At 68.5% G+C, this 25870-nt stretch carries 26 protein-coding genes and 1 pseudogene; 13 read left to right on the top strand and 14 right to left on the bottom strand.

Features of this window, described 5'->3' with window-relative positions; all coding sequences use genetic code 11:
* Positions 1–15: 15 nt before the first annotated feature.
* Complete coding sequence (gene tkt, locus AC1VNH_RS02665) at positions 16–2115, bottom strand: transketolase (RefSeq protein WP_483109748.1); 2100 nt, start codon at positions 2113–2115, stop codon at positions 16–18.
* A gap of 137 nt (positions 2116–2252) precedes the next feature.
* On the opposite strand from tkt, the gene AC1VNH_RS02660 reads away from it, so the two are divergent.
* Positions 2253–3182, top strand: coding sequence for a heme o synthase (locus AC1VNH_RS02660; RefSeq protein ID WP_483109747.1), 930 nt, complete (start codon positions 2253–2255; stop codon positions 3180–3182).
* A 78-nt stretch (positions 3183–3260) separates the two neighbouring features.
* Here the strand turns inward: AC1VNH_RS02660 and AC1VNH_RS02655 are convergent, their stop codons facing one another.
* Both AC1VNH_RS02655 and AC1VNH_RS02650 read right to left on the bottom strand, forming a co-directional pair.
* Entirely contained in the window at positions 3261–3668 is a 408-nt protein-coding gene (locus AC1VNH_RS02655; RefSeq protein WP_483109746.1) for a dinucleotide-utilizing enzyme, read from the bottom strand.
* An 84-nt stretch (positions 3669–3752) separates the two neighbouring features.
* The gene (locus AC1VNH_RS02650) at positions 3753–4868 is read right to left on the bottom strand and encodes a COX15/CtaA family protein (RefSeq protein WP_483109745.1); all 1116 of its coding nucleotides are present in this window, start codon (positions 4866–4868) and stop codon (positions 3753–3755) included.
* Between the two features lie 229 nt (positions 4869–5097).
* Here AC1VNH_RS02650 and sufB point away from each other — a divergent pair, with 229 nt between their 5' ends.
* Genes sufB through AC1VNH_RS02615 form a run of 7 tightly spaced genes read left to right on the top strand, consistent with a single transcriptional unit; the run spans position 5098 to position 11287 of the window.
* Positions 5098–6516, top strand: coding sequence for a Fe-S cluster assembly protein SufB (gene sufB / locus AC1VNH_RS02645; RefSeq protein WP_137417048.1), 1419 nt, complete (start codon positions 5098–5100; stop codon positions 6514–6516).
* Positions 6513–7691, top strand: a complete 1179-nt coding sequence (gene sufD / locus AC1VNH_RS02640; RefSeq protein ID WP_483109744.1) for a Fe-S cluster assembly protein SufD — start codon at positions 6513–6515, stop codon at positions 7689–7691. The genes sufB and sufD overlap by 4 nt, the downstream gene beginning before the upstream one ends.
* On the top strand, positions 7688–8017 hold the full coding sequence (locus AC1VNH_RS02635) for a non-heme iron oxygenase ferredoxin subunit (protein WP_483109743.1): 330 nt from the start codon (positions 7688–7690) through the stop codon (positions 8015–8017). The genes sufD and AC1VNH_RS02635 overlap by 4 nt, the downstream gene beginning before the upstream one ends.
* A 13-nt stretch (positions 8018–8030) precedes the next feature.
* A complete protein-coding gene (gene sufC, locus AC1VNH_RS02630) occupies positions 8031–8801 on the top strand; it encodes a Fe-S cluster assembly ATPase SufC (RefSeq protein ID WP_137417045.1) in 771 nt (256 codons plus the stop codon).
* Positions 8802–8810: 9 nt separating this feature from the next.
* A complete protein-coding gene (locus AC1VNH_RS02625; protein WP_137417044.1) occupies positions 8811–9140 on the top strand; it encodes a metal-sulfur cluster assembly factor in 330 nt (109 codons plus the stop codon).
* Between the two features lie 25 nt (positions 9141–9165).
* Positions 9166–10317: a MalY/PatB family protein gene (locus AC1VNH_RS02620; protein ID WP_483112677.1), complete on the top strand. Its 1152-nt coding sequence runs from the start codon at positions 9166–9168 to the stop codon at positions 10315–10317.
* A gap of 40 nt (positions 10318–10357) precedes the next feature.
* Positions 10358–11287 (top strand): siderophore-interacting protein, encoded by a 930-nt coding sequence (locus AC1VNH_RS02615; RefSeq protein ID WP_483109742.1) that lies wholly within the window; start codon positions 10358–10360, stop codon positions 11285–11287.
* Between the two features lie 12 nt (positions 11288–11299).
* Here AC1VNH_RS02615 and AC1VNH_RS02610 read toward each other — a convergent pair whose 3' ends face one another.
* The 4 genes from AC1VNH_RS02610 to AC1VNH_RS02595 are packed head-to-tail and all read right to left on the bottom strand — an operon-like array spanning position 11300 to position 15282.
* Positions 11300–12121, bottom strand: coding sequence for an ABC transporter ATP-binding protein (locus tag AC1VNH_RS02610; RefSeq protein WP_483109741.1), 822 nt, complete (start codon positions 12119–12121; stop codon positions 11300–11302).
* Complete coding sequence (locus AC1VNH_RS02605; protein ID WP_483112676.1) at positions 12118–13149, bottom strand: FecCD family ABC transporter permease; 1032 nt, start codon at positions 13147–13149, stop codon at positions 12118–12120. Before AC1VNH_RS02605 ends, AC1VNH_RS02610 begins: the two co-directional genes overlap by 4 nt.
* Positions 13150–13166: 17 nt before the next feature.
* Positions 13167–14216, bottom strand: a complete 1050-nt coding sequence (locus AC1VNH_RS02600) for a FecCD family ABC transporter permease (RefSeq protein WP_483109740.1) — start codon at positions 14214–14216, stop codon at positions 13167–13169.
* Positions 14217–14247: 31 nt separating this feature from the next.
* Complete coding sequence (locus AC1VNH_RS02595; protein ID WP_483109739.1) at positions 14248–15282, bottom strand: iron-siderophore ABC transporter substrate-binding protein; 1035 nt, start codon at positions 15280–15282, stop codon at positions 14248–14250.
* Between the two features lie 175 nt (positions 15283–15457).
* Here AC1VNH_RS02595 and AC1VNH_RS02590 point away from each other — a divergent pair, with 175 nt between their 5' ends.
* Positions 15458–17056 carry an ABC-F family ATP-binding cassette domain-containing protein gene (locus AC1VNH_RS02590; RefSeq protein ID WP_243228204.1) on the top strand — a complete coding sequence of 533 codons (1599 nt, stop codon included), beginning with the start codon at positions 15458–15460 and terminating at the stop codon, positions 17054–17056.
* Between the two features lie 4 nt (positions 17057–17060).
* Here AC1VNH_RS02590 and AC1VNH_RS02585 read toward each other — a convergent pair whose 3' ends face one another.
* From AC1VNH_RS02585 to AC1VNH_RS02575, 3 genes are all read right to left on the bottom strand, one after another.
* The gene (locus tag AC1VNH_RS02585) at positions 17061–17894 is read right to left on the bottom strand and encodes an SURF1 family cytochrome oxidase biogenesis protein (RefSeq protein WP_483112675.1); all 834 of its coding nucleotides are present in this window, start codon (positions 17892–17894) and stop codon (positions 17061–17063) included.
* Positions 17895–18099: 205 nt separating this feature from the next.
* The gene (locus AC1VNH_RS02580; protein ID WP_483109738.1) at positions 18100–18453 is read right to left on the bottom strand and encodes a DUF3099 domain-containing protein; all 354 of its coding nucleotides are present in this window, start codon (positions 18451–18453) and stop codon (positions 18100–18102) included.
* Positions 18454–18495: 42 nt separating this feature from the next.
* Positions 18496–19116 (bottom strand): DUF4190 domain-containing protein, encoded by a 621-nt coding sequence (locus AC1VNH_RS02575; protein ID WP_483109737.1) that lies wholly within the window; start codon positions 19114–19116, stop codon positions 18496–18498.
* 106 nt (positions 19117–19222) lie between these two features.
* Between AC1VNH_RS02575 and fabG the strand changes: the two genes are divergently transcribed.
* Entirely contained in the window at positions 19223–19933 is a 711-nt protein-coding gene (gene fabG, locus AC1VNH_RS02570) for a 3-oxoacyl-ACP reductase FabG (RefSeq protein WP_483109736.1), read from the top strand.
* A gap of 3 nt (positions 19934–19936) precedes the next feature.
* On the opposite strand, the gene AC1VNH_RS02565 is transcribed toward fabG, so the two are convergent.
* Genes AC1VNH_RS02565 through glgC form a run of 3 tightly spaced genes read right to left on the bottom strand, consistent with a single transcriptional unit; the run spans position 19937 to position 22581 of the window.
* Positions 19937–20611: an alpha/beta fold hydrolase gene (locus AC1VNH_RS02565; RefSeq protein WP_483109735.1), complete on the bottom strand. Its 675-nt coding sequence runs from the start codon at positions 20609–20611 to the stop codon at positions 19937–19939.
* Between the two features lie 31 nt (positions 20612–20642).
* Positions 20643–21287, bottom strand: coding sequence for a phosphoserine phosphatase SerB (gene serB, locus AC1VNH_RS02560; RefSeq protein WP_483109734.1), 645 nt, complete (start codon positions 21285–21287; stop codon positions 20643–20645).
* A 52-nt stretch (positions 21288–21339) separates the two neighbouring features.
* Positions 21340–22581 carry a glucose-1-phosphate adenylyltransferase gene (glgC, locus tag AC1VNH_RS02555; RefSeq protein ID WP_344228181.1) on the bottom strand — a complete coding sequence of 414 codons (1242 nt, stop codon included), beginning with the start codon at positions 22579–22581 and terminating at the stop codon, positions 21340–21342.
* A 46-nt stretch (positions 22582–22627) separates the two neighbouring features.
* On the opposite strand from glgC, the pseudogene glgA reads away from it, so the two are divergent.
* The 3 genes and pseudogenes from glgA (at position 22628) to AC1VNH_RS02540 (ending at position 24995) form a co-directional block, all read left to right on the top strand.
* Positions 22628–23817: pseudogene (gene glgA / locus AC1VNH_RS02550) on the top strand (glycogen synthase).
* A gap of 41 nt (positions 23818–23858) precedes the next feature.
* Positions 23859–24644: an ABC transporter ATP-binding protein gene (locus AC1VNH_RS02545; RefSeq protein WP_483109733.1), complete on the top strand. Its 786-nt coding sequence runs from the start codon at positions 23859–23861 to the stop codon at positions 24642–24644.
* Between the two features lie 99 nt (positions 24645–24743).
* The gene (locus AC1VNH_RS02540) at positions 24744–24995 is read left to right on the top strand and encodes a type B 50S ribosomal protein L31 (protein ID WP_137417031.1); all 252 of its coding nucleotides are present in this window, start codon (positions 24744–24746) and stop codon (positions 24993–24995) included.
* Between the two features lie 50 nt (positions 24996–25045).
* On the opposite strand, the gene AC1VNH_RS02535 is transcribed toward AC1VNH_RS02540, so the two are convergent.
* On the bottom strand, positions 25046–25804 hold the full coding sequence (locus AC1VNH_RS02535; RefSeq protein ID WP_483109732.1) for an exonuclease domain-containing protein: 759 nt from the start codon (positions 25802–25804) through the stop codon (positions 25046–25048).
* Positions 25805–25870: the final 66 nt, after the last annotated feature.

Below are 25870 nucleotides of genomic sequence, written 5' to 3'. Positions count from 1 at the left end.
TGCTTCTCCTCGTACTTACTCGGCAGCCGCAGCGATGGACTCGCGAGCGGCGGTGACGACGGCTTCGGTGGTGATCCCGAACTTCTGGAACAGCGTCTTGTAGTCGGCGGAGGCTCCGAAGTGCTCGATGGCGACAGAGCGACCGGCGTCGCCGACGATGCCCTGCCAGGTGAGCGCGGAGCCGGCCTCCACAGAGACGCGCGCCTTGACCGAGGACGGCAGGACGGACTCGCGGTACTCGGCGTCCTGCTCGGCGAACCACTCGAGAGAGGGAACGGAGACGACGCGCGCCGCCACACCCTCCTGAGCGAGGGTCGCACGGGCTTCGACGGCCAGCTGTACTTCCGAACCCGTGGCGATCAGCAGCACATCGGGCGTGCCGCCGGGAGCCTCGGCCAGGACGTATGCGCCCCTGACCGCGTTGTCCGCGGAGGCGAACACGTCGCCGGATGCGGCGCCGTCGCCGCGCTCGAACACCGGGATGTTCTGGCGGGTGAGCGCGATGCCGGAGGGGCCGGCCGTGCGGCGCAGCATCTCGAGCCAGACCACGGCGGTCTCGTTGGCGTCCGCGGGGCGGACCATCGAGAAGTTCGGGATGGCGCGCAGCGTCGCGAGCTGCTCGATCGGCTGGTGCGTGGGGCCGTCCTCGCCGAGAGCGACCGAGTCGTGCGTCCAGACGAAGACCGTGGGGATGTTCATCAGCGCTGCCAGACGCACCGGCGGACGCATGTAGTCGCTGAAGATCAGGAACGTGCCGCCGAACGGACGCGTCGGTCCGTGCAGCACGATCCCGTTGAGGATCGCACCCATGGCGTGCTCGCGGATGCCGAAGTGCAGCACTCGGCCGTAAGGCGAGCCGGTCCACTCGTGCGTCGACCACTCCTGGGGGATGAACGAGCGCGCATCCTTGATCGTGGTGAGGTTCGACTCGGCCAGGTCGGCCGAGCCTCCCCAGAGCTCGGGCAGTTGCGCCGCGAGCGCGTTGATGACCTGGCCGCTGGCGGCACGGGTCGAGACGTCCTTGCCCGCCTCGAAGACGGGCAGAGCGTCGGCGATGTCGGCGGGGAGCTCGCGCGCCTCGAGACGGTCGAGAAGCGCCTTGCGCTCGGGGTTGGCGGCAGCCCAGGCATCGAACGACTTCTGCCACTCGGCCTTGGCCTGCTCGCCGCGCTGCACGAGCTCGCGCGTGTGGGCGATGACGTCCTCCGCCACGGCGAAGTTCTTCTCCGGGTCGAACCCGAGGACCTTCTTGGTTGCAGCGAGTTCGTCGGCGCCGAGGGCTGCGCCGTGGATCTTGCCGCTGTTCTGCTTGCCCGGCGAGGGCCAGCCGATGATCGTCTTGAGGATGATGAGCGACGGCTTGTCGGTCTCGCCCTTCGCGCGTTCGATGGCCGCGTAGAGCTCGGCGACGTCCTCGACGTACTGGCCCGTCTTCTTCCAGTCCACGGTCTGGACCTGCCAGCCGTACGCCTCGTACCGCGCGGCGACGTCCTCGGTGAAGGCGACGTTCGTGTCGTCCTCGATCGAGATCTGGTTGGAGTCGTAGATGACGACGAGATTGCCGAGCTGCTGGTGTCCCGCGAGCGAGGACGCTTCGCTCGTCACACCTTCCTGCAGATCTCCGTCACCGGCGATCACGTAGACGAAGTGGTCGAAGGGAGAGGTTCCGGCCGGCGCCTCGGGATCGAACAGTCCGCGCTCGTAACGGGCGGCGTAGGCGAACCCGACGGAGGAGGCGAGGCCCTGGCCCAGCGGGCCGGTGGTGATCTCGACACCCTTGGTGTGGCCGTACTCCGGGTGGCCCGGGGTCAGCGAGCCCCAGGTGCGCAGCGACTCGAGGTCGCTCAGCTCGAGACCGAATCCGCCCAGGTACAGCTGCACGTACTGCGTGAGCGAGGAGTGGCCCACGGAGAGGATGAAGCGGTCGCGGCCGATCCAGTGCGGGTCGGCGGGGTCGTGGCGCAGCACCCGCTGGTAGAGCAGGTAGGCAGCGGGGGCGAGGCTCATCGCGGTGCCGGGATGACCGTTGCCCACCTTCTCCACCGCATCCGCCGCGAGGATGCGGGCCGTGTCCACGGCGCGTGCATCAATCTCATCCCAACGCAAATCGGCCACGGGACCGCCTTTCACAAAGAGGAGTGCGCCACAGAGGGCCGATGGGTCCGGCCCCGGAGGGGCACGACCACGGCAGGCGCGCGTGTGGTTTCAGCATAGACTGGTCTGGAGCTTGACGAGGGGCGACAACGCAGCAGATGGACATCATGACGACGAGCCAGGGCGAGCCCGCATCCGCCGTCCGTCCCTCCATGGGTCGGAAGGTGCGCGCCTACATCACCCTGACGAAGCCGCGCGTGCTCGAACTGCTGCTCGTGACGACGGTGCCGGTCATGATCCTGGCGCAGAACGGGCTGCCTGATCTCTGGCTGGTGCTGGCGACGGTCATCGGCGGATCGCTGAGCGCGGGTTCCGCCGCAGCGTTCAACATGTACCTCGATCGCGACATCGACGCGCACATGCAGCGCACGGTGAACCGGCCGCTGGTGACGGGCGAGGTATCGCCGCGCGGCGCGCTGATCTTCGCGTGGAGCTTGGCCGTCGTCTCGACCGTCTGGCTGCTGCTGACCACGAACTGGCTCGCCGCAGCCTTGTCCGCGGGGGCCATCTTCTTCTACGTCGTCATCTACACGATCCTGCTCAAGCGTCGCACCGAGCAGAACATCGTGTGGGGCGGCATCGCGGGCTGCTTCCCCGTCGTCATCGGCTGGTCGGCCGTGACGGGATCGCTCTCCTGGGCGCCCCTCATCCTCTTCGTCCTGATCTTCCTGTGGACCCCGCCGCATTACTGGCCGCTGTCCATGAAGTACAAGGACCAGTACGAGAACGTCGACGTCCCGATGCTGGGTGCCACGCGATCCGGATCGCAGGTCGGACTGCAGGTGATCCTCTACGCGTGGGCGACCGTGGCCTGCTCGCTTCTGCTGATCCCGGTCGCTTCGATGGGCATGGTCTACTCGGTCTCGGCACTGGTCTTCGGAGGCTGGTTCCTCTACGAGTCCCACCGTCTCTACGCACGCGCGGTTCGCGGCACCGAGCCGCGCCCGATGCGGGTCTTCCACGCATCGATCACCTACCTGACGCTGCTCTTCGTCGCCATCGCGATCGATCCGCTCCTGCCCTTCTGATCGCGACGCGACACGCGACGACCCCTCGGCCTGCAAGAGGCGGCCGAGGGGTCTTCGCTTCGTGTGAGCGTCGCCGGATCAGCGGGTGATCGGCTGCTCTGCGTGTGCCTCGACCTCGTTCTCCGGCGCGGAAGCGGCGTCGGCGGGGACGTCGGGCGCCGTCTCTGCCTCGAGCGGCTCTGCCTCGTCCTGCCACGTGATGGTCTCGACGACGTCCACCGCCGGGGTGACGAGACTGCGCGCTGCGCCGAGGGCGAGGGCCGCGACGAGGCCGACGAGGCCCGCACCGGCGATGACGGCACCGAGCAGGGCCCACGCCTGGCCGGCATACACCTCGACGCCGGTCGCACTGCCGTCGGTGAGGGTGGAGGTCATGACCGAGATCTTGTCGATCGTGAGCCAGGCACCGAAGCCGACGGCGGCGGCGGAGCCTGCGATGAGCCCCCAGAACGGGATGCTGCGGGACAGGCGGGGACGGGTCGTCATGTGGATCACTCCTCGAACGCGCGGCAACGGTTGCCGCGACCTGGCCACCCTCGCGGGTGAATCCAGGTGTGTTCGATGATGCGTCTATGCGTCTGCTGAGGAGCGCTCGCCTGCGACCGGCGTCTTCAGGCGAAGGACGACGACCGTGTAAGCGGCCGCGGACAGCGAGGCGAGCACCATGTGGATCCCCACGAGAAGCTCGGGAAGCCCCTCGCGCGCCTGCCACACTCCGACGGTCACCTGCACGGCGATGGCGACGATCAGTACGAGGAGCCACCGTCGGTGCTCGAGGCGCAGGACCCATGCGCTGATCGTGAGCGCCAGCACGAGAGCTGCGAGAACGTAGCCGGGCCACGCGTGCACGTGGGCGAGCACCGTCGCGTCGAATCCCTCGCGGATCACGTTGGCGTCGCCCGAGTGCGGCCCGGAGCCCGTGGTGAGTACCCCGAAGAGAATCGTCACGGCGAGGACCAGACCGGTCACGTGCGCACCGATCTGGAACCACAGCGGGACGACACGCTCCCGTGCGCCCTCGGTCGCGTCGAGTCGCACCAGGTACGCCGCAGCGACGCAGACGAGCAGCAGCGAGCAGGTGTAGTGGAAGCCCACGAGGAAGGGGTTCAGGTCCGTGAGGACCGCGAATCCGCCGACCACGGCCTGGGCCATGACGCCGGCCAGCACGATCCACGCGAGTGTCGACAGGTCGCGACGTCGAGGGAGTCGTCGCGCGGAATCGATCGCCGCCGCGATCACCGCCGCGAGGAGGGCGCCGGACGCGAAGCCGAAGGCAGGCAGGTCGAGGGCGGCCGCCAGCGCGTAGACAGGGACGGCGAGGACGATGCCGCCGACGGCGAACACGAGCGCCCGCATGACCGCAGGACGGCCCGCGATCGCGTGGAGCGTCAGCAGCACGACGGCCACCGCGACGATGCCCACGACGCCCGTCATCGTGCGGTTGCCGAACTCGATCAGACCGTGGATGCCCTGCTCGGGCAGCGGGACGAGGGACTCCGGCGTGCACAACGGCCAGTCCGAGCAGCCCAGTCCCGAGCCGGTCAGACGCACGGCGCCACCCGTTCCGATGATGATGACCTCGGTCAGGAACGAGAGCCACGCGAGGATGCGCAGCGGGCGTCGCACCACGATCCCGGAGGCTCCGGAGACGTGATCGGATTCGGGCAGAGCGGTGCGAGCGGGCATGTGTCCTCCGGCCCGTTCCGGACCCCGGACGCGGCCCGGAAGTCAGGGGGAACCTGTAGAATCGTGGTTGTTGTGATGCCGCGCTTCGCGCAGGGTGCATCGACAACAGTTTAGGCGCCAGGTGCGCGCCCATGATGAGGGCCCGAGAGCGGCGTTCGTCCCCGCAGACTCGACGGGGCGGCGGATGCCGGGGCGGATGACACCGTTGCGGTCCAATAAGGAGAGTGTGATGTCGGATGTGCTGATCGACCGCCCGGAGCTCGAAGGTCTGGGGGTGTACGAGTTCGGATGGCACGACCCCGACGCCGCGGGTGCGAGCGCGAAGCGCGGCCTCACCGAGGCCGTCGTGCGCGACATCTCGGCACTCAAGGCCGAGCCCGAATGGATGCTGAAGACCCGTCTGAAGGGGTTCCAGCTGTTCGGCCGCAAGCCGATGCCGACCTGGGGCGCAGACCTCAGCGACATCGACTTCGAGAACATCAAGTACTTCGTTCGGTCGACGGAGAAGCAGGCGCAGTCCTGGGAAGACCTCCCGGAGGACATCCGCAACACGTACGAGAAGCTCGGCATCCCCGAGGCCGAGCGGTCACGGCTGGTGGCGGGCGTCGCGGCGCAGTACGAGTCCGAGGTCGTCTACCACCAGATCCAGGAGGATCTGGAGGCGCAGGGCGTCATCTTCATGGACACCGACACGGCGTTGAAGGAGCACCCGGAGTTCTTCGAGGAGTACTTCGGCACCGTGATCCCGGCCGGTGACAACAAGTTCGCAGCCTTGAACACGGCCGTGTGGTCCGGCGGATCGTTCGTCTACGTCCCCAAGGGCGTGCACGTGGAGATCCCGCTGCAGGCGTACTTCCGCATCAACACGGAGAACATGGGCCAGTTCGAGCGGACGCTGATCATCGCCGACGAGGGGTCGTACGTCCACTACATCGAGGGCTGCACGGCTCCCATCTACAAGAGCGACTCGCTGCACTCGGCGGTCGTCGAGATCATCGTGAAGAAGAACGCTCGCGTGCGCTACACGACGATCCAGAACTGGTCGAACAACGTCTACAACCTGGTGACCAAGCGCGCCGTCGCGCACGAGGGCGCCACCATGGAGTGGGTCGACGGCAACATCGGCTCGAAGGTGACGATGAAGTACCCCTCGATCTACCTCATGGGGGAGCACGCGAAGGGCGAGACCCTGTCGGTGGCGTTCGCCGGGCCCGGCCAGCATCAGGACGCCGGCGCCAAGATGATCCACATGGCGCCCTACACGCAGTCCTCGATCGTCTCGAAGTCGATCGCGCGCGGCGGAGGGCGGGCAGGGTACCGCGGCGAGGTCCGCGTCGACGCGAACGCCCATCACTCGGCCAACACGGTGCGTTGCGACGCGCTGCTGGTCGACACGATCTCGCGCTCCGACACGTACCCCGCTATCGACATCCGCGTTGACGACGTCCAGCTGGGGCACGAGGCGACGGTCTCGAAGGTCAGCGAGGAGCAGCTCTTCTACCTGATGAGCCGTGGTCTCGCGGAGGACGAGGCGATGGCCATGATCGTGCGCGGATTCATCGAGCCCATCGCGCGCGAACTGCCGATGGAGTACGCACTGGAGTTGAACAAGCTCATCGAGATGGGCATGGAAGGCAGCGTCGGATGAGCCCCCAGGCCGAAGCCCCCGTGGTCGAGACCGCGAAGGGGCACGTCGACCCTGCCGCCGCGTTCGTGCCGGTGCAGACCCGTTCGGAGCGCCCGCGTGCGAACGAGGTCGCCTTCTTTGAGGCGCCGAGCGGCCGCGAGGTGAACTGGAAGCACACGCCGATCGACCGCATCCGCGGCCTCCTCGAGGATGTCGCGGGTGATGCCGGTGCCGTCGCGGTCTCCGTGACGGGGCCGTTGGCGGCGGCCGGCCTGTTGGCCGACCAGGCGCCCCGTGGCGAGGTCTTCACGGCGGAAGACCTCAGCGCGGCGATCGCCTGGGAGCGCTCCGCAGAGGCGCTGTATCTCAGCATCCCCGCAGGTGCCGAACTGAGCGAGCCCGTCGTTGTCGACCTCCGCGGCGCGGGTGGCCGCGCGCACGCCCATCTGGTCATCGAGGCGCAGCCGAATGCACGGGCGACGGTGCTTCTGCGCCATGCGGGTGTCGCGCAGCTCGCCGAGAACGTGGAGATCATCGCCCGCGACGGTGCCGCCCTCACGCTGGTCACGCTCCAGGAATGGGACGACGAAGCGGTGCACCTGGCAGCGCATCAGGCGCGTGTCGACCGTGACGCCAGCCTGCGTCACATCGTCGTGTCTTTCGGCGGTGGCGTCGTGCGCGTGAACCCGAACGTGGAGCTCGCCGGCACCGGCGCGCGCGGCGAGCTGTACGGTCTTTCCTTCGCGGATGCCGGTCAGCACCTCGAGAGTCAGGTGTATCTGCACCACAAGGGTGCGCAGACCGTGGGCGACGTGCTCTACAAGGGTGCGCTGCAGGGCGATACCGCCCACTCCGTCTGGATCGGTGACGTGCTGATCGGACCGGATGCCGTCGGCACCGACTCGTACGAGGCCAACCGCAACCTGGTGCTGACCGACGGTGCGCGGGCCGATTCCATCCCGAACCTCGAGATCGAGACGGGAGACATCCGCGGAGCGGGTCACGCCAGCGCCACCGGTCGTTTCGACGACGAGCAGTTGTTCTACCTGCAGGCTCGAGGCATCGACGCGGAGCAGGCGCGTCGCCTGGTCGTGCTCGGGTTCCTCATGGAGATCGTGCAGAAGATCGGCATCGCCGAGCTCGAGGAGCGTCTCGTGGATGCGATCGAAGCCGAGCTCGCGGGGGAGCAGCGGTGAGCGCGACACGCGTGTGCGCTCTGAGCGAGCTGCAGCAGGACGAGGCGCGCCGCGTCGAGATCGACGGCGTGCCGATGGCCGTCGTGCTCGACGGCAACGGCCAGGTGCACGCGATCGGCGACACCTGCACGCACGGCGACATCTCGCTCTCCGACGGATTCGTCGAGGGGGACACGCTGGAGTGCTGGGCGCACGGTTCCGCATTCTCGCTGCGCACCGGAAAGCCCCTGAACTTGCCGGCGTACGAGCCGGTGCCCGTGTATGAAGTCACGATCGAGGGAGACGATGTCCTGATCGATCCTGCCGTGACGAAGAACGTCGACTGACGAAGGAACTGACATGTCTGTGCTCGAGATCCGCGACCTCCACGTGACGGTCGAGACCGATGAGGGGACCACCCCCATCCTGAACGGCGTCACGCTGACGATCCGCACCGGTGAGACCCACGCCATCATGGGCCCGAACGGGTCGGGCAAGTCGACGCTCGCCTACACGATCGCCGGACACCCGAAGTACACCGTGACCGGCGGCTCGATCACCCTCGACGGCGAGGACGTCCTCGAGATGAGCGTCGACGAGCGTGCCCGGGCGGGCCTGTTCCTCGCGATGCAGTACCCCGTCGAGGTTCCCGGAATCACGGTCACCAACTTCCTGCGTACCGCCAAGACCGCGATCGACGGCGAGGCTCCGGCCATCCGCACCTGGACCAAGGACGTCAAGGCAGCCATGAGCAACCTGCGCATGGACGCGAAGTTCGCGCAGCGCAACGTCAACGAGGGCTTCTCGGGCGGCGAGAAGAAGCGTCACGAGATCCTCCAGCTCGAACTGCTCAAGCCCAAGGTCGCAATCCTCGACGAGACCGACTCCGGTCTCGATGTCGACGCGCTGAAGATCGTGTCCGAGGGTGTGAACCGTGCCAAGGCCGAGACCGACCTCGGTGTTCTGCTCATCACGCACTACACCCGCATCCTGAACTACATCCGCCCCGACTTCGTGCACGTGCTCGTCAACGGCCGCGTCGCGGAGGAGGGTGGTCCCGAGCTCGCGGAGCGCCTCGAGAACGAGGGCTACGACCGCTTCCTCGAGCCCGGTGTGCAGGCTGGCGCGTAGGATTCGACTATGACCGCGACGATCACCCCGGAGAAGTACGACGAGGTCACCGAGGCTCTGAAGGACGTCATGGACCCCGAACTGGGCGTCAACGTCGTCGACCTGGGTCTCATCTACGACCTCGCTTGGGATGACGAGAACGACGCTCTCGTCATCCATATGACGCTGACTTCGGCCGGGTGCCCGCTGACGGACGTCCTCGAAGAGCAGACGGCGCAGGCATTGGATTCGGTCGTCGAACGGTTCCGGATCAACTGGGTCTGGATGCCGCCGTGGGGACCGGAGCGGATCACGGATGACGGCCGCGACATGATGCGGGCCCTCGGCTTCGCGATCTGACCTCCGTCGCTAGGCTCGTTCTGTGATGATCGAGCCCCTTCGCGCCCTTCCCCTCGACGAACTGCGCGGGCGCCGGAGCGCGAAGTGGCGGTCGTACCCGGACGACGTCATCCCGCTGTTCGTCGCGGAGACGGACTACCCGCTCGCTCCCGCCATCAGCCGGGCGCTGCAGGAGGCCGTCTCTCGCGGGGACACCGGCTACACACCCGCGGATCCTGGTGTCACGGCTGCGTACACGGCCTTCGCCTCGCGACGCCTGGGGTGGGAGCCGGATCCCGCGCGGATGCGGATCACCGGGGACGTCATCATGGGCGTCGTTGAGATCCTGCGTCGGGTCATCGTGCCCGGGGACCGTGTCGTCATCACGCCACCCGTGTATCCGCCGTTCTTCGAAGCCGTGCCCGAGGCAGGCGGGGTCGTACAGCCCGTACCGCTGCGAGACACCGGGGCAGGCCGGGTGCTGGACCTCGAGGGGATCGAGGCCGCTTTCCGCGACGGTGCGCGCGCCATTCTCCTCTGCAACCCGCACAACCCGACCGGCACGATCCACGCACCCGACGTGCTGCGTCAGCTGGCGGAGATCGCCGTGCGCCACGGGGCGGTCGTCGTCAGTGACGAGATCCATGCCCCACTGCCGCGCTCGGGGAGGATCGTGACCCCCTTCCTGTCCGTCTCGGACGAGGCCGCACGATGCGGCTACGCCGTGGTCTCCGCAAGCAAGGCGTTCAACCTGGCGGGTCTGAAGTGCGCGATCATGGTGGCCGCGCACGAGCGGACCCATGCCGTGCTGCGTGCGCTTCCCGACGAGGTCTCGTGGCGCACCGGGCTGTTCGGCGCCCTGGCAACGGTGGCTGCGTTCTCGGACGAGTCCGATGCGTGGTTGGACGCCCAAGCCCTCGCGCTCGATGCGAACGTCGACGTGCTGCGCACGCTGCTCGAGGCGCACCTGCCGGATGCGGGTTATCGTCCGCCTGACGCCGGCTACCTGGGGTGGGTGGATCTCTCCCGCTACGGCTGGGGAGACGCGCCCGCACGGCGCATCCTGCGCGAGGCGCGCGTAGCCGTCCACTCCGGTCCCGCGTTCGGAGCCGGCGGAGCCGGCCACATCCGACTCACGCTGGGCTGCGCACCGGAGGTGCTGGCCGAAGCGATCGAGCGGATCGCTGCTCTCCGTTGACGAGCTTGGGCATCCGTTCAGGTAAGGGTACCCTTAACAGGTGACAGCCCTCGCGACTCGCCCTTCCTACCGGCCGTACATCGCGCGTGTATCGCGGGTGGTGCGACTCTCTCCGCATTTCGCGCGTCTCACGTTCACCGGCCCGGACTTCGAGCATTTCGGTACCGCTGGCCGGGACCAGCGGCTGAAGGTTCTGTTCCCCGGTGCGGACGGCCGCGTCTGCGACGTGGGGCAGCGCGATGAGCAGGCGATGGCCAACGGTGACTGGTACACCCGCTGGCGCGCGTTGGCGCCCGGGGAACGGACGCCCTTCCGCACGTACACGGTGCGCCGGGTCGATCCCGCCGGAGGCGAGGTCGACATCGACTTCGTGCTGCACCACGATCCCGGCCCGGCCGGCGCGTGGGCGGAGGCGGCCGTTCCTGGTGACGAGATCGTGATCGTCGGTCCTGACCAGCGCAGTCCGGATTCCCATCTGGGTATCGACTGGCATCCGGGCAGCGCACGCAGGCTCCTGCTCGCCGGTGACGAGACGGCGGCACCGGCCATCGCCGGCATCCTCGAGTCGCTGCCGTCCGACACCGACGTCGACGCGTTCATCGAGGTTCCCTCTCCGCAGGATGCGCTCCCGATCGCGACGCATGCCCGTGTCACGTGGCTGGCGCGTGACGACCGCGCCCACGGCGAGGCGCTCATCGCGGCCGTCACCTCGTGGACGGATGCTGCCGCTGACGTACTCGCCCGCGCCGCCGCGCCCCGTCCGCAGGAGCTCGAGGACGTCGACGTCGATCGTGAACTCCTGTGGGATAGCCCGGAGGACTCGGAGGGTGAGTTCTACGCCTGGATCGCCGGCGAATCGCAGACCGTGAAGACACTGCGGCGACTGCTCGTCCAGGGCAACGGCGTCGATCGCAAGCGCGTGGCCTTCATGGGGTATTGGCGACGAGGGGTCGCCGAACGCGTCGAGTAGAAGGCGGACGCGTCAAGCAGGAGCGTCCGCGTCGGTGATCGTGTGGTGACGTCCGAGCGGGATGACCATCGGGCGACCGGTCAGCGGATCGGGCATGATCCTGCTCTCCAGGCCGAAGACCGTGCGCACGACGTCCGTGGTCAGGACGCTCTCGGGCGCCCCCGCGGCGAGGATGCGGCCGTCGACCATGGCGACGAGATGATCCGCGTAACGGGCTGCGAGGTTGAGGTCGTGGAGCACCATCACGATGGTGGTTCCGCGATCGCGGTTCAGATCGGTCAGCAGGTCCAGCACATCGATCTGGTGACTGATGTCGAGGAATGTCGTCGGTTCGTCGAGGAGCAGCAGGTCCGTCTGCTGAGCCAGCGCCATCGCGATCCATACCCGCTGACGCTGTCCGCCGCTGAGCTCGTCGACCGAACGGTCAGCGAGGTGTGTGGTGCCGGTCGCCTCGAGCGCGCCGGCGATCGCCGCGTCGTCGGCTGCGTTCCATCGGGCGAGAGGGCCCTGATGCGGATGCCTGCCCCGGCTGACGAGGTCGGATACCGCGATGCCGTCGGGAGCGATCGGAGACTGAGGGAGGAGCCCGAGGACCCGAGCGACCTGTCGTGTCGGCAGACGGTGGATGCTCTTCCCGTCCAGCAGGACGCTGCCGGCGATCGGGGAGAGCAGGCGCGCCATGGCTTTCAGGAGCGTGGACTTCCCGCACGCATTGGCGCCGACGATGGTCGTGATCCTGCCCGCGGGGATCGCGAGATCCAGTCCGTCGACGATGGTCCTCTCTCCGTACGCGAGGGTGAGCGCGTCGGCGGCGAGGGTGTGTTCAGCGGTCATAGGGAGGTTCCTCCGGCTCGACTGCTGCGGATGAGCAGGTAGACGAGATAGGGCGCGCCCAGCACCCCGGTCACGACGCCGACGGGAAGGCGCGTGCCCAGCGCGTACTGCGCGATGAAGTCGGACACCAGCACGAGGACGGCACCCACGAGTCCTGCCGGCAGGACGGGGGAGCCGACGGCGCCCAGCACCCTCACAGCGATGGGGCCTGCGAGGAAGGCCACGAACGAGATGGGGCCGGCAGCGGCGGTCGCGAAGGCGAGCAGACAGACGGCCGCGATGATCAGGAGCAGCCGGCTGCGTTCGACCCGCACACCGAGGGCGGATGCGGCTTCGTCGCCGACCCGCAGCAGTTCGAGATCGCGGGACAGGACAAGCAATGCGGGAACGACCACGACCATCACCGCGGCGAGGGGCAGGACCTTGTCCCAGCTCGCGTCGTTGAGATTGCCCGTGATCCAGCGCATGGCGGTCTGAAGGTCCCACTCCGCGGCGCGGGAGATGACGTATGAGACGACGCTGTTGCAGATGGCGGCCACGCCGATACCGATCAGGATCAGTCGGGCTCCGGAGCCGCCGCGCTTGTAGGCGAGCACGTAGATGACGAGGGCCGCCGCCAGTGCTGCGCCGGTCGCCAGGAACGAGACCGGTGTCTCGCCGAGACCGAGAACCACAATGCCCGTCACGGCGGCCGCGCTGGCGCTCGAGCTGATACCGATGACGTCGGGACTCGCGAGGGGGTTGCGCAGCATCGTCTGGAAGACGACGCCGCCCATTCCGAAGCAGAGGCCGGTCAGCAGCGCTGTCGTGGCTCGCGGCAGTCGCAGCTCGCCCACGGTGAACGACGCGCCTGCCACGCGCTGTCCTGTCAGAACACCCCAGACCTCGGCGGGGGAGTAGAAGGTCTGTCCCAGCATGAGCGAGAGGACGTAGGCGATGAGCGTGAGGGCGGCGAGACCGGATGTGACGGCGATCCAACGCCGGCGCCGTCTGCGGCGCCCCGCACGCACGATATCGAGTGCCGCCATGTCGCCCGCAGTGACGGTCACAGTGCTTTCACCTTCTGACGTCGCACGATGGCGATGAAGAAGGGGGCACCGACGAGGGCGGTGATGATCCCTACCTCGATCTCCTCGGGGCGGGCGATGACGCGCCCGATGACATCGGCGCCCGTGAGGAGCACAGCCCCCGCGACCGCGCTGAAGGGAAGGAGCCACCGGTGGTCCACACCGATGAGCAGTCGGCAGATGTGCGGCACGACCAATCCCACGAAGCCGATCGGGCCGGCGACCGCCGTGGCCGCCCCGCACAGCAGGACCGCGCCGAGAGTGGAGACCATGCGTGCGGTGCGCACGCGTTCGCCGAGACCGGCTGCGAGCTCGTCGCCCAGGGCCAGGGTGTTCAGGGCGGGGCTGCACGCCAGGCACACGACAAGACCGACCATGAGAAACGGCGCGACCTGCAGGATGGTGGCGCCTGTCGCGCCGCCGACGCCGCCCACCTGCCAGAATCGGAACTGGCTCATCACGTCGACCCGCGGAAGCAGAATCGCGCTCGTCAGGGAGGAGAAGGCGACGGCGGTCACCGCCCCGGCGAGGGCGAGCTTCAACGGCGTCGCGCCTCCTCGGCCCAGTGCGCCGATCCCATAGACGAACACGGCCGCCACAGCGGCGCCCACCAGGGCCGTCCAGATGTACTGGGTGGGTGTGGCAAGGCCGAGGAACGCGATCCCGCAGACGACGGCCAGGGCGGCCCCGCCGTTGATGCCCAGGATCTGCGGGTCGGCCAGGGGATTGCGGGTCGCGCCCTGCAGTACCGCGCCCGCGACGCCGAGCGCCGCACCGACCGCGATCGCCAGGACGGTGCGAGGGATGCGCTTGTTCACGGCGGCGGCCCCGACCGTGTCTACCGCCCCGCCGAGCCCGGCCCAGATGTCGTGCCATCCGACGGCGCGTGCCCCGAAGGTGACCGACAGGAACGAGACTCCCAGCAAGGCGACCACCAGCACCAGGATCCCCCACGCCCGCCGCCGCCCCCAGCGTCGTCGCGGCGACGGCGTGGGGGCGGCAGCGGTGGAGGTGACGGCGACGCTCATCGCCGCCCGCGTCCACGGACGATCGGTGGGATCATGATGCCTTGGCGGCAGCCTCTCCGACCAGCTTGATGTAGTCGTCGCCGTAGCTCGTGCCGATCGACAACGGTGACGGCGTGATGGCCGAGGAGAGGGTCGAGTCGGACGTGATCACCGCGACGGCGCCCTTGGCGACGGCGGGGATACGGGACAGGAGCGGATCGGCCTGCCACTGCGCGAGCGTCTCGTCCGTGCCGTAGGTGACGATCACCTGCACGTCTTCGAAGCTCTCGATCTGCTCGGTGCTGGTGACGATCCAGAACTGGTCGGACGCGGCCGACTGCTCCTTGACGTACGCGGAGGGTACGAAGCCCATCTCCTCGAGGTAGCCCACACGCGGATCCGACCGGCTGTAGAAGCCGAGGTTGCTGAGATCGGTCGGGTCGAAGTACGACAGGAGCGAGATCTTCCCGGCGATGGACGGATACTCCGCAGCCGTGTCGGCGACGTGCTTCTCGAGCGAGGAGACGAGCTCCTGCGCCTCATCCGCCATCCCGAGGGCCGTCCCATCGAGGACGGTCATGTCCTGCCACGACGTCCCCCACGCCATGTCCTGATAGGTGACGACCGGGGCGATCTTGCTGAGGGTGTCGTACTGTTCCTGGGTCATGCCGGAGTATGCGGCCAGGATGACATCGGGCGCGGCATCGGCGATGGCCTCGTAGTCGTACCCGTCCGTCTCATCCATGAGAACAGGTGTTTCGGCGCCGAGCTCGTCGAGCTTGTCCTTCACCCAGGGCAGAAGCCCGTCGCCGTCCTCGTCGCCGTAGGTCACCTTCGGCATGGCCACCGGCACGATTCCCAGCGCCAGAGCGACGTCCTGGTTGCCCCAGTCGACTGTGACGACGCGCTTCGGCTTGGCGTCGATCGTGGTGGTGCCGAAGGCATTCTCGATCGAGAGCGGGAACGCGTCGCTCTGACCCGCATCCTCGCCGGTGGCAGCGGGGGTCGACGCTCCTGAACTGCAGGCGGTGAGGGCGGCAAGGGAGACGGCGGCGACCGCGACGGCGGTCCAGCGCTTGAGCTGCATGACGAGGAGGGCCTTTCTGAAGGGGGTGCTAGGCGAGGCTACCCTAACTCCGCTTCCGATTTCGACCGCGTTCGACCACCCATGCGGCGGGAACGACGGCGCCGATGCGCGCCCGGTAGACTGAACGGTGGTCTTCTCCGGCCGCCATCCCACCCGAACAGAACGGACGTACGCCGTGCTCGCCGTGCATGACCTCGAGATCCGCGTCGGCGCGCGCGTTCTCATGTCCGAGGTCGCCTTCCGCGTCTCCCGAGGCGACAAGATCGGTCTGGTCGGTCGCAACGGCGCGGGCAAGACGACGCTCACGAAGGTCCTCGCCGGCGACCTGCTGCCTTCGGCGGGAGAGGTGCAGCGCGGCGGAGAGCTCGGCTATCTCCCGCAGGACCCTCGTTCCGGGGACCCGGAGATGCTGGCACGTACACGCATCCTCGACGCGCGTGGGCTGGGAACACTCGCGCTCGGGATGCAGGAGGCCTCGCTCGCGATGGCCGACGACGACCCGGAGGTCGCTGCCAAGGCCATGCGGCGTTACGGAACGCTCACGGAGCGCTTCGAGTCGCTCGGCGGCTATGCGGCCGAAGCGGAGGCGGCATCGATCGCCCACAACCTCTCGCTTCCGGACCGCATCCTCGATCAACCGCTGAAGACGCTCTCGGGCGGACAGCGCCGGCGCATCGAGCTCGCTCGCATCCTGTTCTCGGATGCCGACACGATGATCCTCGACGAGCCGACGAACCACCTCGACGCCGACAGCGTGGTCTGGCTCCGCGAGTTCCTGAAGAACTACAAGGGCGGACTCATCGTCATCAGCCACGACGTGGAGCTCGTCGGCGAGACCGTGAACCGTGTCTTCTACCTCGACGCCAACCGTCAGGTCATCGACATCTACAACATGAACTGGAAGAACTACCAGCGTCAGCGGGTGGCCGACGAGGAACGTCGTAAGAAGGAGCGCGTCAACGTCGAGAAGAAGGCGACCGCCCTGCAGTTGCAGGCGGCGCGCTTCGGGGCGAAGGCCTCCAAGGCCGCGGCTGCGCATCAGATGGTGGCACGCGCGGAGAAGATGCTCTCGGGTCTGGACGATGTGCGTCAGGAGGATCGGGTCGCGAAGCTCCGCTTCCCGAAGCCTGCTCCGTGCGGAAAGACTCCGCTGATGGCGCGTGGCCTGTCGAAGTCGTACGGGTCGCTGGAGATCTTCGCCGACGTGGACCTCGCGATCGATCGCGGCTCGAAGGTCGTCGTCCTGGGGCTGAACGGCGCAGGGAAGACGACGCTGCTGCGCATGCTGGCGGGAGTGGATGCTCCCGACACCGGAACGATCGAACCCGGGCACGGTCTGAAGATCGGGTACTACGCGCAGGAGCACGAGAACCTCGACGTGTCCCGGTCTGTCCTGGAGAACATGATGTCGGCAGCGCCGGACATCACCGCGACAGAGGCGCGCAAGGTCCTCGGTTCGTTCCTGTTCACGGGCGACGACGTGCTCAAGCCTGCCGGGGTGCTCTCCGGCGGGGAGAAGACGCGCCTGTCGCTGGCGACCCTCGTCGTCTCGAGCGCCAACATGCTGCTTCTCGACGAGCCGACGAACAACCTCGACCCGGCCTCACGTGAGGAGATCCTCGGCGCCCTCGCGCACTACGAGGGCGCTGTGGTGCTCGTCTCGCACGACGCAGGGGCCGTCGAGGCACTCAATCCCGAGCGGGTCCTCATCCTGCCCGACGGGGTCGAGGACATCTGGGGTCGTGACTACGTCGACCTGATCACCCTGGCCTGATCTCTCAGGCGTCGGCGCGGTCCAGGATCGCGTCCTCCTGCTCGGCGTCCCGATCCACGCGCGCAGGGCGACGGACGACGGGCGACGCCGTCGGAGTCGTCTCGTCGTCGTCCTCGGCGCGCTTGCGACGCTCCGTGCGGATGATGTAGCCGATGAACACGAAGCCCATCACGGCGAACAGGATCCACTGGATCGCGTAGGACAGATGCGGTCCAGGATCCTCCGACGGCGCGTCGAGCGCGTAGGGCATCTCGGCGACGGCGGGCGATTCACTCACCAGCACGCCATAGGCGGAGGTGAGTGTCGTGGGGCCGGTCGTCTCTGCGACGAGAGGGAGATTGATGGTCGGCACCTGTCCGGCGGGCGCGGTGCGCCCCGAGGTCGGCAGCGCCTCGGGGGCGCGCAGGCGCACCACGACGCTCACCGTGCCGGCCGGCGGCGCGGGGATCGCCGAGGGGCCGTCGCCGCTCTCCGCCGGCGGAATCCATCCGCGATCGACGATGAGCACGCGCCCGTCGGACGTGCGCAGAGGCGTCAGGACCTCGAACGCGCTCGTGCCGCCGTGGGGCCGATTGCGCACCACGGTCTGCTGCTCGGGCACGTACTCGCCGACGACGACCACGGGGTGCCATTCGGACTCGGGATCGAGGTGATCTGAGGGGAGCATCTCATCCAGCGGAACCGCGTCGGCGTCGTAGTTCCGCTCGACGAGAGCCAGCTGCGCAGCCCTCTCACCGTTGCGCGCGAACTGCCAGTTCGAGAGGAAGACGCAGGCGATCGCGAATGCGATGGCCACCGCGACGTACGCCGTCCACCGCAGAGCCGTGTCACGACGGATGCTCACGACGCGTCCTGCGTAGCGAAGGGCTCGACCGCGACCGGGAAGGACCGGGTCGCGAGGAAGTCGCGGAGATACGCGACGTGCGCGTCGCAGGCCAACCAGATCTTCCGTCGATCCGCGTCATGGATGCGCGGATTGCGCCACAGCACTCGCCAGAGGGCACCGTCGCGACACCCCGCTCTCGAGCAGATGGGTTCGCCGCTCATGCGTCGCGCGGGGTCGAGGGTGTCTCGGCGATGGTGATCACCTGGGTGTGCGGAGTCGGGGAGGGTTGCTCGGCTCGCTGATCGAGAGCGGGCAGTGTCACGGTCTCGGCCGGCGCGGCGCGGGATTCCTGGCCCACGTTCGCGATCACGACCGCGATGTAGGGAAGGAAGACCGCCCCCGCCGCGAACAGCCAGGTGTACCAGCCGTAGGGGGTGACGAGGATCATCGCGACGAAGCAGGCCACCCGCACGCCCATCATGATGACGTACTTGAGCATGCGAGAGCTCGACTCGTCACGCGGTGCGTGGGGGAGCGAGGTCGCCGACTGCGGTGGGGAGGGGTGCTTCACAGTGCTTCCAGAGTACGCCGGAGGCACCGCTCGCGGGGTCGGTCAGGAAGAGTAGCTGTAGTCGTAGTAGGCGCCGTTGGCGAGATTCACGACCCAGATGATCCAGAGGACCACGAGCACGGTGATGACCGCGTAGAGCGCCAGGCCCGCGTAACCCGTGATGGTGCCCGCGAGCGCCAACCCACGGCCGCCCTCCTCGCGTTCGCGGATCTGCTTGAGCGAGATGTGGCCGGTGATGATGCCGACGATGGAACCGATGAACGGCAGGAGGACGACGCCGACGATCGCGGAGACCAGCGACACGATCGCGAGACTGTTGGTCTTGGGGCCCGCGGGGTAGGGCGTGTACGTCGGCGGGGCTCCGTAGGCCGGTGCGCCCTGGTAGGCCGGGGGATACGCGGGGGCCGTCGGGGGCGCGCCGTAGGCAGGGTAGGCCGCGGGTGCGGCGGGCGGTGCGCCGTATCCCGGGTAGGCGGCGGGCGCTGCATAGGAGGGGGGCGGGGTCGACGGAGCCGGGTAGGACGGCGGTGTGTAGGCAGGCGCCTGGTAGTCCGGCGACGCCGGCGCCGCGGCGGAGGGCTCCGCAGGTGCGGGCTGAGCGTCGGGCGTGCCGCCTTCTCCCGCGGATGCGGGTGTGGGAAGGTCGTTGTTCTGATCGCTCATCTGGGCGCCTTTCAGTCTGTGAGGGAAGCCTTCCAGTGTCCGCTGGGCGGTGTCAAACGGGCCTGTCGATAGGCTGGAGGCTCTGCCTGAACTGACGAGGAGAACCATGTCGAGCGATCGTGTCGTGCTCATCACCGGAGGAAACCGTGGCATCGGCCGCGCGATCGCCGAACGCTTCGTGTCCGACGGGTACCGCGTCGCCGTGACGGCTCGTTCGGGCGAGGGGCCGGAAGGGACCCTCACGGTGCGCGCCGACGTGACGGACGCCGCCGCGCTGGACGCCGCTTACACCGAGGTCGAGGAGAAGCTCGGCCCTGTGACCATCCTCGTCGCCAATGCGGGCATCACGCGCGACATGCTGCTTCTGCGCATGAGCGAGGACGACTTCGACGACGTGATCGACACCAACCTCGGCGGCACCTTCCGCGTGGTCAAGCGCGCCGCCAAGGGGCTCGTCCGCGCGCGGTGGGGGCGCGTGATCCTCATCTCCAGCGTCGTGGGCCTCTACGGCTCGGCGGGCCAGATCAACTACGCCAGCTCCAAGAGTGCGCTTGTCGGCTTCGCCCGCTCGCTGACCCGCGAGCTCGGCGCGCGAGGCGTCACGACGAACGTCGTCGCCCCCGGCTTCATCGAGACGGACATGACGGCGGAGTTGCCTGCCGAGACGCAGGCCGAGTACAAGAAGGCCATTCCGGCCGGGCGCTACGGCACCGCGGCGGAGGTGGCGGCGGTCGTGGCGTGGCTCGCCTCAGACGACGCCGCCTACGTCTCCGGCGCGGTCATCCCCGTCGACGGCGGCCTCGGGATGGGCCACTGATCGTCAGCGCTCGATCGCGCGCACGATGAGCGCTCCCAGCCGTTGCGGCTGGGAGAACTGCGGCCAATGGCCCGAGCCGATGCGCACGACCTCGCGGTCGGCGATCGCGCGCCACTCATCGTGGTAGCTCGGCCAGTGCGACAACTGCGCGTCGAGCTCTTCTGCGTCTGCACCCCCCGAGAGGACCGTGACGGGGATGCCGTGTCGGCGCGTGTCGTGCAGGTGTAGCGGATCGGTCGGAACCGCCGCGGGGACCGCGATCGCCTCGGCGGCGATGCGCTCACGCGTAGCCGCGTCGAGATCGGCGACGTCGGACGCATCGAACGTGTCCCAGCCGGGGAAGGGGATGACGCCGTCAACGACCGGGAACGCCGTGATGTCCGCGCCATCCGGGACGGGCACGGTGTCGACGAGCACCACGCGCGCGATCGACTCCGGACGCGCGTCTGCGGCGCCCCAGGCGACGTTGCCCCCGCCACTGTGCCCTACGAGGGCCACGGGCTCGTCGGCGGCGTCGATGTGCGCCACGACGGCGGCGACCCAGTCGGTCAGGTGCGCCTCGGGTGCGTTCGGAAGGGTGACGGGAAGGGCGTCGAAGCCGGCGTCGTCGATCGTGGGCACCACGTCGTGCCATGATCCGGCGTCGAGCCAAAGGCCCGGGATGAGGATGAGCTGCATGCCCGGACTCTACGCCCGGCCCCGGACGCCGTCAGGGCAGAAGCGGGATGACCTCGCGCAGGTCCACGGGGCCGATGACGAGATCCGCGGAGGCGCGCACCGCGGGCTTCGCGTTGAACGCGAGGCCCAGAGCCGCCGCGCGCATCATCCTGAGGTCGTTGGCGCCGTCGCCGATGGCGATCGTGCGGCGCGGATCGATCTTGTGCTCCGCGGCCCAGTCGAGAAGCTGGGACGCCTTGGCCTCGGCGTCCACGATGGCGCCCGCCACGACGCCGGTCAGCGCGCCGGCGTCGACCTCGAGGCGGTTGGCGCGCCACAGGTCGACGCCCAGGGCGGGCGCCACGTCGTCGAGGATCTCGTGGAAGCCGCCGGAGACCACGCCGACGATGCCGTCGCGGGCGTGGACGGCGTCGATCAGCTCGCGCACGCCCGGCGTCGGCTCGATGCGCGAGCGCACGCGCGCGAAGGATGCGGTGGGCACACCGCGGAGCTGGGCGACGCGGGAGCGCAGGCTCGTCGCGAAGTCGACCTCGCCCCGCATGGCCGCCTCGGTCGCCGCTGCGACCTCCGCGCCGCGTCCGGCTTCGTCCGCGATCAGTTCGATGACCTCGTTGCGGATGAGGGTGGAGTCGGCATCCAGGACGACGAGCAGACGGCGGGGGAGGTTCTCACGCATCCATCAACGCTAGCGCGCGCCGCCGCGCGCTCCGCACGGGTGCCCCTCGCCGCTACGGCTCGACGCGCACGTTCTTGCCGACGACCGTGATCCCCGAATCGGTCACCGTGAATCCCCGCGCCAGATCGCGTTCCCGATCGACACCGACGGTGGCACCGTCGGCCAGCACGACGTTCTTGTCGAGGATCGCCCGGTGGATGCGTGCACCGGCTCCCACGCGGACCCGGTCGAAGAGGACGGAGTCGGTGATGGTCGATCCTCCACCCGCCAGGGTCCAGGGGCCCACGACGCTGCGCTCCAGATGCGTCCCCGACAGTACCGATCCGAGCGAGACGACGGAGTCGATGGCGTTTCCGATGCGCCCCACCGCGTCCCGCACGAACTTCGCGGGGGGCGAGTTCACGAGCTGGGAGTGGATGGGCCACTGCATGTTGTAGAGATTGAAGATCGGCAGCGTCGAGATCAGATCGAGGTGCGCGTCGTAGAACGAGTCGATCGTGCCGACATCCCGCCAGTACGCCCGGTCGCGGTCGGTGGAACCGGGCACCTCGTTGCGGATGAAGTCGTAGACGCCGGCCTCACCGCGGTCGACGAAGTACGGCACGATGTCGCCGCCCATGTCGTGGTTGGAGGTGGGAAGTTCGCCGTCCGCTTCGACGGCTTCGATGAGGGCATCGGTGTTGAAGATGTAGTTGCCCATCGAGGCGAGCACCTCGTGCGGGCTGTCGACGAGCCCCGCCGGGTTCTGCGGCTTCTCGAGGAACTCGCGGATGCGGGTCGGGTCGTCGGGCTCGACGTCGATGACGCCGAACTGGTTCGCCAGTCCGATCGGCTGTCGGATGCCGGCGACCGTCGCACGCGCCCCGGACGAGATGTGCGCGTCCAGCATCTGCTGGAAGTCCATGCGGTAGACGTGGTCGGCACCGACCACGACGACGATGTCGGGCTGCTCGTCGTTGATGAGGTTCAGGCTCTGCAGGATCGCGTCGGCGGAACCCGAGAACCACCGCTTGCCGAGGCGCTGCTGGGCCGGCACCGAGGTCACGTAGGAGTCGAGCAGCGCCGACATGCGCCATGTCTGGGAGACATGACGGTCGAGGCTGTGCGACTTGTACTGCGTGAGGACGACGATCTGTCGCAGTCCCGAGTTGATGAGGTTCGAGATGGCGAAGTCGATGAGTCGGTACTGTCCGCCGAACGGCACCGCCGGCTTAGCCCGGTCGGCCGTCAACGGCATGAGTCGCTTACCTTCGCCACCCGCGAGGATGATTCCGAAGACCTTGGGTGCCGGCATGGCACCAGACTATGCCGCACGCACCCCCTGTACTAGCGTCCATGACATGCGCGTCGACATCGTCTCCAAGGAATACCCGCCCGAGATCTACGGCGGGGCCGGAGTCCACGTCGCCGAGCTCGTCCGCGCGCTGCGTGAGCGTATCGAGGTGCAGGTGCGCGCCTTCGGAGAGCCGCGCGACGAGGCGGACACGACGTCGTACGCGACGCCCGCGGAGCTCGCGCACGCGAACCCCGCCGTGAAGACGCTCGGCACCGATCTGGAGATCGTCGGAGACGTCGCCGGGGCCGACATCGTGCACAGCCACACCTGGTACGCGAACTTCGCGAGCCACCTCGCGTCACTTCTGCACGGTATTCCGCACGTGGTCACCGCGCACTCGCTCGAACCGCTGCGGCCCTGGAAGGCCGAACAGCTCGGGGGCGGATACGCGGTGTCCAGCTGGGTCGAACGCACCGCCTACGAGTCCGCCGCGGCGGTCGTCGCCGTCAGCGAGGGGATGCGGGCCGACATCCTGCGCGCGTACCCCCACGTGGATCCGGCGCGTGTGCGCGTCATCTACAACGGCATCGACGCCGAGGCGTGGCAACCGACGCAGAACGAGGATCTCCTCCGCGCGCTCGGCATCGAGCCGACGAGGCCGTCCGTGGTCTTCGTCGGGCGCATCACGCGACAGAAGGGTCTGCCGTATCTGCTGCGCGCCGCGAGGCTCCTGCCCCCGGGGTGCAGCTGGTGCTCTGCGCGGGAGCTCCCGACACGCCCGAGATCATGGCGGAGGTCGAGGGTCTGGTCCGCGAGCTGCAGGAGACGCGCGATGGGGTGATCTGGATCGACCGGCACCTGCCGCGCCCGGAACTGTCCGCCATCCTGACGGCTGCGACGACGTTCGTGTGTCCGTCCATCTACGAGCCGCTGGGGATCGTGAATCTGGAGGCCATGGCCTGCGGCGCGGCGGTGGTCGGAACCGCCACGGGCGGGATTCCGGAGGTCGTGGTCGATGGCGAGACGGGGCGCCTCGTGCCGATCGAACAGGTCCAGGACGGAACGGGGACGCCGCTGGATCCCGACCGCTTCGTCGAGGACCTCGCCCGGGTGCTCATCGAGGTCGTTTCCGACCCCGAACAGGCCGCCCGCTACGGGGCTGCCGGTCGCCGGCGCGCGGTCGAGGAGTTCAGCTGGACGCGCATCGCCGCGCAGACCGAGCAGCTCTACCGTGAGGTGCTCGAGGCGCGCTGATCCGGCTCGGCATGAACCGCCGGCCCGGTAGGCTGAAGAACATGCCGCAGGTGCTGGATTTCTCTGACGTCGTCGTCCGCCGCAACGCAAAGGACATCGTCTCTCATCTGGACTGGCAGGTGGACGGCGACCAGCGCTGGGTGGTCCTCGGCGCGAATGGGGCGGGCAAGACCACCATTCTGCAGCTGGCCGCGACCCTCGATCACCCGACCTCGGGCGCGGTGACCATCCTCGGGGAGCGTCTCGGTCGCACCGACGTGTTCGAGCTGCGTCCCCGCATCGGGTTCGCCTCCAGCGCGATGGCCAAGCGCATCCCGGCCGAGGAGACCGTGCTGAACGTCGTGCTGACGGCGGCCTTCTCCGTGCTCGGGCGTTGGAACGAACAGTACGACCGGATCGACGAGCGCCGGGCGCTGCGGGTGTTGGCGGAGTGGAAGCTCGACCACCTCGCCGATCGCACGTTCGGCACGCTGTCGGACGGCGAGCAGAAGCGTGTTCAGATCGCTCGCGCCGTCATGACCGACCCCGAGCTGCTGCTGCTCGACGAGCCGACCGCGAGTCTCGACCTCGGCGCGCGTGAGGAACTCCTCGAGCTTCTGAGCGGCTACGCGCAGGCGCCCACGACGCCGGCGATGGTCATGGTCACGCACCACGTCGAAGAGATCCCGGTCGGGTTCACCCACGTGCTGCTGCTGCGCGCGGGCGCCGTGGTGGCCGCGGGGTCGATCGCCGAGACGCTCACCGCCGAGAACCTCTCCGAGACGTTCGGCATGCCGATCGTGGTCACCGAGGCCGACGGTCGCTACGCCGCGCGCGCGGCGCGCTGACCACCGGATGCGGCGAAGCGCCGCTCCTGCTGTTAGACTCGTCTTTTGGTGCTTCCGGCACCGCAGACTTTCCTCCGAAGCACTCCCGCAAGGAACACCATGAAGACTGACATTCACCCCGACTACCGCGACGTCGTTTTCCGCGACCTCGGCTCGGGCGAGACCTTCCTCACCCGCTCGACGGTCTCGAGCGACAAGACGATCGAGCTCGACGGTGTCGAGTACCCCGTCGTCGACGTCGAGATCTCCTCCGCCTCGCACCCGTTCTACACGGGCAAGCAGCGCATCATGGACTCGGCCGGTCGCGTCGAGAAGTTCAACCAGCGCTTCAAGAACTTCGGCGCCAAGTAAGACGCCTTCACCACGAAGGGCCCCGCGATCTCGCGGGGCCCTTCGTGGTGTCACCGGATCGGCCAGCGTCCGTCGACGGGATCGAGCGGGTCGATGCGGCCGATGCGGACGAAGTACTCGGTGAGACTCTCCGCCTGAGACCTCGCCCACGCGATCTGGTTCGTGTGGAGCTCCGAGACGGCCGCCGGCAGCAGATCGCCGTACCTCTCGCAGAGGGCAAGCGCGACCCTTCCCGCGGCGACCGCATCCGCTGCGGCTTCGTGCGCACCCTCGAGAACGACCCGATAGTGCTCGGCGACGACGCTCAGCGTCCGCTTGCCGCGACGATACGTGTCGAACGCCTTGTCGAGCACCAGCGGGTCGATGACGGGAGCCGGGTCTTCGATCGGCGGTACGGAATGTCGGGCGGCCTCGTATCGCAGCAGAGAGAAATCGTACGGGGCGTTGTAGGCGACGACCGGCGTGCCCGCTGCGAAGAGCTCCGAGAGCGCGGTGCATACCTCGGCGACGACCTCTGGAGCGGGACGCCCGTGGGCTCGGGCGTGCGCGGTGGAGATGCCGTGCACGGCCTGCGCGCCCTGGGGGATCTCCACTCCCGGATCCGCGAGCCACGAGCGCGCCTGGATGACGGAGCCGGTCTCGTCCAGGACGCCGACGTGCGCGGTCACGATACGATCGCGGGTCACATCGACGCCGGTCGTCTCGAGGTCGAAGACGCCGATGCGCCTGACCCACTCGGGCGAACGTGGTGCCAGGAACTCCTCGAGGTCGAAGAGCGCCTCGGGGGCGGCGACGGGGTGGTCGGGCATGCGATCACGCTACGGGAGACCACCCCCACGCTCGGAGGACCACGCCGGGCGGGACGTAGACTCGGA

The sequence above is a fragment of the Microbacterium sp. KU4F genome (assembly GCF_056868075.1).
Note: the sequence above shows the minus strand (reverse complement) of the source record. Positions and strands in the feature narration are given on the sequence as shown.